The organism is Roseicyclus sp. (assembly GCF_052168335.1).
Classification (GTDB): Bacteria; Pseudomonadota; Alphaproteobacteria; order Rhodobacterales; family Rhodobacteraceae; genus Roseibacterium.
In genome coordinates, this window is the sequence record NZ_JBQLZP010000631.1 from 1 (window position 1) to 6,049 (window position 6,049).

Here is a 6,049-nt window from a genome sequence, read left to right on the forward strand (position 1 = left end):
CAGACCGCCGCCACCTGGTCGAGCGTGCCCTCCCACATCGCCGGGTCGCGCGTCTGCGAGCCGACGTGGAACGAGATGCCCACCGGCGCCAGGCCGAGGTCGCGCGCCAGCGCCATGAGCGACAGTGCCTTGTCGCGCGAGGTGCCGAACTTGCGCGTCAGCGGCCAGTCGGCGCCCGACGCCTCGACGATGAGGCGGATGTAGATTTCGGCGCCCGGCGCGTGCGCGGCGATCTTGTGCAGTTCCTCCTCCGCGTCGGCGGCGAAGAGCGTGATGCCGGCGGCGTGCGCGAAGGCGATGTCCGAGACGCGCTTGACCGTGTTGCCGAAGGAGATCGTCTCGGGCCGTGCGCCGAGCGAGAGGCAGAGCTCGATCTCGCCGCGCGAGGCGGCGTCGAAGTGCGAGCCCACCTCGATCAGGCGCGCGATGACCTCGCGGGCGGGGTTCGCCTTGACGGCATAGTGGATGTCGGCGCGGCCGAGGCCCGCCTTCAGCGCGTGGTACTGCGCCTCGACACCGTCGATGTCGAGCACCAGCGTCGGCCGGTCGAAGGCGCGCGCGCGGATGTAATCCTCGATGCGGGCCGAGGTGCGGTCAACGGACGGGACGGCGAAAGCCGCCGGGAATTCGGCGAACGTAGCGGTCATGGTCATCTCCAACAGACCCGGCCCGGAGGCCGTAGAGTTCCAGCGGAGACGTTACCGTCGCTACGTAACTGCGATGGTTCGGGGCCGTTTTCCGGCGGACCTACCACCCGTGACAGAGGCGCGTGCGTTGGCGTCTATGGCCGCGCATTTGTGGCAAAGCGCCGCGCAAATCAAGTGAAGATTTCCTGTCATTCGAAGTTTTTTTCGCGCGTCGCCCCGCTGCACGGGAAGCTGCGGGCAATCAAGGGAATTCGCGGGAATCAGCGGCCGTGGCTGCGGTCGTATCCGTTGCGGGGCGGCGGCCCGTGGCGCGGGGTCCACGCGCTGTCGAAGACCTCCACGCGCAGCGGAAAGCAGGGCGCCGCGTCCGAGGAATGCTCGGCCCCGCAATCGCCCCCCGGACAGGCCGAAAGCGCGCCGAGAAGGTCGATCTCGGCGAGGACGTCGATGTGGTCGCCGGGGCGCACGGGGCTCGCCTTCATGAAGTACTGGCCGGTGTCGCGGGTGAAGCCCGTGCACATGAAGACGTTGAGGACGTCGTGGACATGCGCCTCGGCCTCGGCCATCGGCAGGCCCGTCGCATCGGCCAGCGCGCGCGTCAGGTTTGAGTGGCAGCAATGGTGATACTGCCCGCCCGACAGGAGGTTGTGCGTGTAGGGGTCGCAGCGCGTGCCGATGACGTCGTGGACGCCGCCGCCGTGCTCGTCGATGCCGTACCAGCCAAGCGTGTCCTCGACGATCGTGGCCATGGGCCGGAGCGCGGGGAAGCCCGACCAGAGCCGGTCGCCCGTCGTGACATGCGTGCCGTGCAGCGCGCGGGTCTTGCCGGAATAGAAGCGCTCCGACAGGTCGCCCGCGTTCCAGAGGTTGAGGTCGCCCACCTGCGGGCCCTCGACGCTCGAGATGCGGAAGGTCTGTCCGGCCCGCACGCGGAAGGTGCGCGCCTCTCGCGGCGGGACCGTCACCTCGGTCGTCTTGCGCAGGTCGCGCCGCGCCTCGGCGAGGGTCGCGGGCTCGGGCCGCGACAGGCTCTCGACCGGGTAGCAGATCACCGGGCGGACGGCGCGGCGCGCTTCCGCGTCAGGCGGCGGGAGGTGGTGGGGGCCCGTCTTGCTCTGCATCCTGTCTCTCCCGCTCGCGTCCGAACCAGGGCCGGCGCGTGCCGGCCTCGGCCGGTCCGTACCAATCCTCGTTTCGCGTCGCGATCATCGTGAGGGCCAGCGCGAGGAAGGCAAGGGTCGATCCGGCCAGCAGCGCGTAATCGGCCGAGCGCAGGATGAGGTAGAGCACCGCGTAGGTCACGCCGAGCATGGCGGCGAGCACCAGCGTCCGCCGTCCGAGCTTCAGCGCCACCGCCCCGAACAGCGTCAGGAGCGCGGCCGTCGCCCCGGCGGCGAGCCCGTAGGCCGGGCCGAAGCCGATCTGCTCGGCATAGGCGACCATGAGCAGGACGAAGACCGACTGCGCAAGGCCGATCAGGATGTATTGCACGGGATGCGTGGGCTTGCCCCTCCGCCCCTCGATCAGGAGGACGGTCAGGAAGGTCAGCGCGATGAAGAGGATGCCATAGCGCGCCGCGCGCCAGGCCTGCTGGTAGAAGTCGTTGGGCTGGAAGAAGCGCACCCCGAAGGCCGAGGTCGCGCGCGCCATGAGGTCGGTGTCGCTCCGCGCCGCCTGCGGCAGGGGCCGGGCGAGGTGCGGGATCGTCCATGTGGCGCTGAACCCCGCCTCGCCGATCTCGGACCCGTCGGGAAGGAACGCGCCGTCGAAGCTCGGGTGCGGCCAGTCCGAGACGATGGTGACGCGGCTGTCCCGCCCCATCGGCGTCGCATAGAGCTCCGCCGCGCCGTTGAAGCCGAGGGCGAGCGCGTAGCTCCCGATCCCGCGCGGATCGCCGAGCGCGGCGGTGATGCCGGGCTGCCCGTCTGCGCGGGGCTCGAGCGGGATGGCGGCGCCGTCGGCCATGAGCCGCGCCTCGCCCCGGAGCGCCCGGTTCGCGGTGACGCCGACGCGGAGGCTCGCCTGGGCCCACAGGATGCGCTCGCCCGCGACAAGCTGCCCCTCGGCGAGGTCGGTGTCGAAGGTGAAGGCAAGGTCGGCCTCGGCGGCGTAGACCGGCACCTCGAAGATGCCGCGCGCGCGGGTCTCGGTCCGCGTCGTCACGTCGAGCGTGAAGTCCTCGGGCAGGAGGAAGACGGGCGCCATCGGCCGGATCTCCGTCACCATCCGCGTCTCGGTGCGGGTCTGGCCGGATTGCGGATCCGTCACCTCGACCGGCTGCGGCACCTGGACCGGCCCCTCCACGGGCAGGATCAGGACCGGCCCGGACAGAAGCTGCGTCCCGCCCCATTCCTCGCCCACGTCGCGGATCGACTGCTCGCTCAGGCGCGTGCGGTCCTCGACGACGGCGGAGACGAACCAGAGCGGGATGAACATGAGGAGGGCGAGTAGCCCGACGACGAGAAAGCGGGTTCCGGGGGTGCGCATACGGGGGTTCCGGCGACTGGGTTGCGGCGGCAAGCTGCCTGCGTGGGCCCCGAACGGCAATGCGGGAAAACCGCCGGAGCCGTGCTAGACCGTCTCGCCCGCCGTCCGCCCCGAGAAGATGCAGCCGCCGAGGAACGTGCCCTCGAGCGCGTTGTAGCCGTGGTAGCCCCCGCCGCCGAAGCCCGCGGCCTCGCCCGCCGCGAAGAGGCCGGGGAAGACCGAGCCGTCGGCGCGCAGCGCCCGGCCCGAGAGGTCGGTGTGCAGCCCGCCGAGCGACTTCCGCGTCAGGATGTTGAGCCGGACGGCGATGAGCGGCCCGTGCGCGGGGTCGAGGATGCGGTGCGGCTTCGCCGTCCGCACCAGCCGGTCGCCGAGATAGGCGCGCGCGCTCCGGAGGGCGATGACTTGCGCGTCCTTCGCCACCCTGTTGCCGATCTGGGCGTCCCGCGCCTCGATCTGCGCGCGGATGCGCGCGGGGTCGAGCGGCGCATCGGGCGTGATCCGGTTCATGCCGGCCACCAGCGTCTCGAGGTCCCCGGCCACGACGAAATCCTCGCCACGGGTCTTGAAGGCCTCGACCGCCGCCGTCGCCCCCTTGCCGAGCCGCTCGCGGATCACCGCGGACCACCTCGCGGAGGTGAGGTCGGGGTTCTGCTCGGACCCGGAGAGCGCGAATTCCTTCTCGATGATGGATTGCGTGAGGACGAACCACGAATGCCCGCCCGCCTTCAGGATGCGCCTCAGCGTCGCGAGCGTGTCGAAGCCGGGGAAACAGGGCGCTTCCATCCGCGCGCCTTGCGCGTCGAACCAGATGGAGGAGGGACCGGGCAGGATGCGGATGCCGTGGGCGGGCCAGATCGGGTCCCAGTTCCGGAGGCCCTCGGTGTAGTGCCACATCCGGTCGCGGTTGATGACGGCGGCGCCCGCCGCCTCGGCCACGCCCTGCATCTGCCCGTCGACGTAGTCCGGCACGCCCGAGACCATGAAGGCGGGCGGCTCGCCCAGCCGCGCGCGGGGCCAGGCCTTGCGGACGAGGTCATGGTTCCCGCCGATCCCGCCCGAGGCGACGACGACCGAGGGCGCGCGCAGCGTGAAGTCGCCCGTCACGGTGCGGTTGGTCGATGCGCCGCGCTTGGCTTCGTCGGGGGCGAGCACCTCGCCGCTGACGCCCGTGACCGCGCCGCCCTCGACCAGCAGCGCCGTCACCCGGTGGCGGAAGTGGAGCGTGATCGTCGGATGCGCCTTCACCCGCGCGGCGTAAGGCTTCACCACGCCCGTTCCCGTGCCCCAGGTGACGTGGAAGCGCGGCAGCGAATTGCCGTGCCCGCCGGCGAGCGAGCCGCCGCGCTCGGCCCAGCCGACGACGGGAAACCAGCGCATCCCGAGGCCGTGGAGATAGGGACGCATCGGCCCGGCCGCGAAGTCCAGATAGGCCTCGGCCCAGGCGCGGGGGTTGGCGTCCTCGGCCCGGTCGAACCCGGCGGAGCCGAACCAGTCGCGGGCCGCGAGGTCGCGGCTGTCCTTGAGGCCGAGGCGCCGCTGTTCGGGCGTGTCCACCATGAAGAGACCGCCGAGGCTCCACCACGCCTGCCCGCCGAGGGATTGCGGCCCCTCCATGTCGAGAAGCGCGACGCGCCGCCCCCGCTCGGCCGCGTGCCAGGCCGCGACGAGGCCCGCGAGCCCCCCTCCGATCACGATGACGTCCGCGTCCGCCATGCGCCCCTCCTCCGGTTTGCGGAGAGGCTAGCAGGGGCCGCCGCGCCTGTCGCGCGGGGCGTGGCGTCAGGCTTGACGCAGGTCATGGCCGGAAGGCCGGGCCATGGGCGAGGCTGCGCCATGGGACGGACGCGGCGGAACATCCTGATCGGAGCGGGGGCGCTGGCGCTTGCGGGGGTGGCGGGTGCGGCGGTGCCGTTCCGCCGCGACATGGCCGCTTTCCGCGCCCGCGCCGCGCCGGAGCTCTCGCGCCTCGTCGAGACGCGGCACGGGCCAATCGAGGTGGCCGAGGCGGGGGAGGGGCCGCCCTTCCTCATGCTCCACGGCACCGGCGGCGGCTTCGACCAGGGGCTGATCGCCGCCGGGCCGATGATCGCGCACGGCTATCGGGTGATCGCGCCCTCGCGCTTCGGCTACCTGCGGACGCCGCTGCCCGAGGGGGCCGGCCCGAGGATGGAGGCCGAGGCCTTCGCCGACATGCTCGACGCGCTGGGCGTGGACCGCGTCGCGGTCGCGGGCGGGTCTGCGGGCGCGATCCCGGCGCTTGCCTTCGCCGAGATGTTCCCGGACCGCACCGCCGCCCTCTTCCCGGTTGTGCCGGCCCTGATGATCCCCGGCCGCGCCGAGGTCGCGCCGTGGAGCCCGCTCGCGGAATGGGCGGTGATGCGCGCGTTGCGCTCGGACCTCCTGTTCTGGGGCGCGGCGACGCTGGCCCGCGACCGGCTGATCGGGACGCTGCTTGCGACCGAGCCGGCGCTGGTGGCGGCGGCCTCGCCTGAGGAACAGGCGCGCGTCGCCGCGATGGTCGAGAGCATCCTGCCGGTGAGCGACCGGGCCGAAGGGCTCCTCTACGACAACGTGCAGACGAACCGGCCGCAGGATATCGACTACGCCCGGATCACCGCGCCGACGCTGACGCTCTCGTGCGAGGACGACCGCTTTCTCACCGCCGAGAACGCGCGCTTCCTCGCGGGCGCGATCCCCGGCGCCGAGGCCATCGTCTACCCGACGGGCGGGCACCTCTGGGTCGGGCGGAACGACGCGCTCTTCGCCGCGATCGACGCGCTTCTCACGCGGGTTGGCTGGCGCTGAACCTCAGCGCAGCCTCAGTCCCGTCTTCGCGTCGAAGAAGAGCGCCGCGTCCTCCGCGACGCCGAGGCCCGTGCGGCTGCCTGGGCGGGGCGCCTGCTGGTCGTGCG

The 6,049-nt window shown here is 72.3% G+C and carries 4 protein-coding genes and 1 pseudogene; 1 reads left to right on the top strand and 4 read right to left on the bottom strand.

Translation table 11 applies throughout. The annotated features are described in order from the left end of the window. The 4 genes and pseudogenes from ACTS11_RS19330 to ACTS11_RS19345 all read right to left on the bottom strand — a co-directional run. Nucleotides 1-647, bottom strand: a pseudogene (locus ACTS11_RS19330) (type III PLP-dependent enzyme); the annotation flags it as partial. A 260-nt stretch (nt 648-907) separates the two neighbouring features. Beyond that, entirely contained in the window at nt 908-1,768 is an 861-nt protein-coding gene (locus ACTS11_RS19335) for an urea carboxylase-associated family protein (protein ID WP_442641921.1), read from the bottom strand. Then, the gene (gene creD, locus ACTS11_RS19340; RefSeq protein ID WP_442641922.1) at nt 1,728-3,134 is read right to left on the bottom strand and encodes a cell envelope integrity protein CreD; all 1,407 of its coding nucleotides are present in this window, start codon (nt 3,132-3,134) and stop codon (nt 1,728-1,730) included. The genes ACTS11_RS19335 and creD overlap by 41 nt, the downstream gene beginning before the upstream one ends. A gap of 84 nt (nt 3,135-3,218) precedes the next feature. Next, a complete protein-coding gene (locus ACTS11_RS19345) occupies nt 3,219-4,850 on the bottom strand; it encodes an FAD-binding dehydrogenase (RefSeq protein ID WP_442641923.1) in 1,632 nt (543 codons plus the stop codon). A gap of 120 nt (nt 4,851-4,970) precedes the next feature. On the opposite strand from ACTS11_RS19345, the gene ACTS11_RS19350 reads away from it, so the two are divergent. After that, nucleotides 4,971-5,942 carry an alpha/beta fold hydrolase gene (locus ACTS11_RS19350; protein WP_442641924.1) on the top strand — a complete coding sequence of 324 codons (972 nt, stop codon included), beginning with the start codon at nt 4,971-4,973 and terminating at the stop codon, nt 5,940-5,942. Nucleotides 5,943-6,049: the final 107 nt, after the last annotated feature.

Bases quoted from the DNA above. Each gene is read 5' to 3' on its own strand.
- ACTS11_RS19335 (WP_442641921.1), bottom strand. From the start codon at position 1,768: ATGCAGAGCAAGACGGGCCCCCACCACCTCCCGCCGCCTGACGCGGAA.
- creD (WP_442641922.1), bottom strand. From the start codon at position 3,134: ATGCGCACCCCCGGAACCCGCTTTCTCGTCGTCGGGCTACTCGCCCTC.
- ACTS11_RS19345 (WP_442641923.1), bottom strand. From the start codon at position 4,850: ATGGCGGACGCGGACGTCATCGTGATCGGAGGGGGGCTCGCGGGCCTC.
- ACTS11_RS19350 (WP_442641924.1), top strand. From the start codon at position 4,971: ATGGGACGGACGCGGCGGAACATCCTGATCGGAGCGGGGGCGCTGGCG.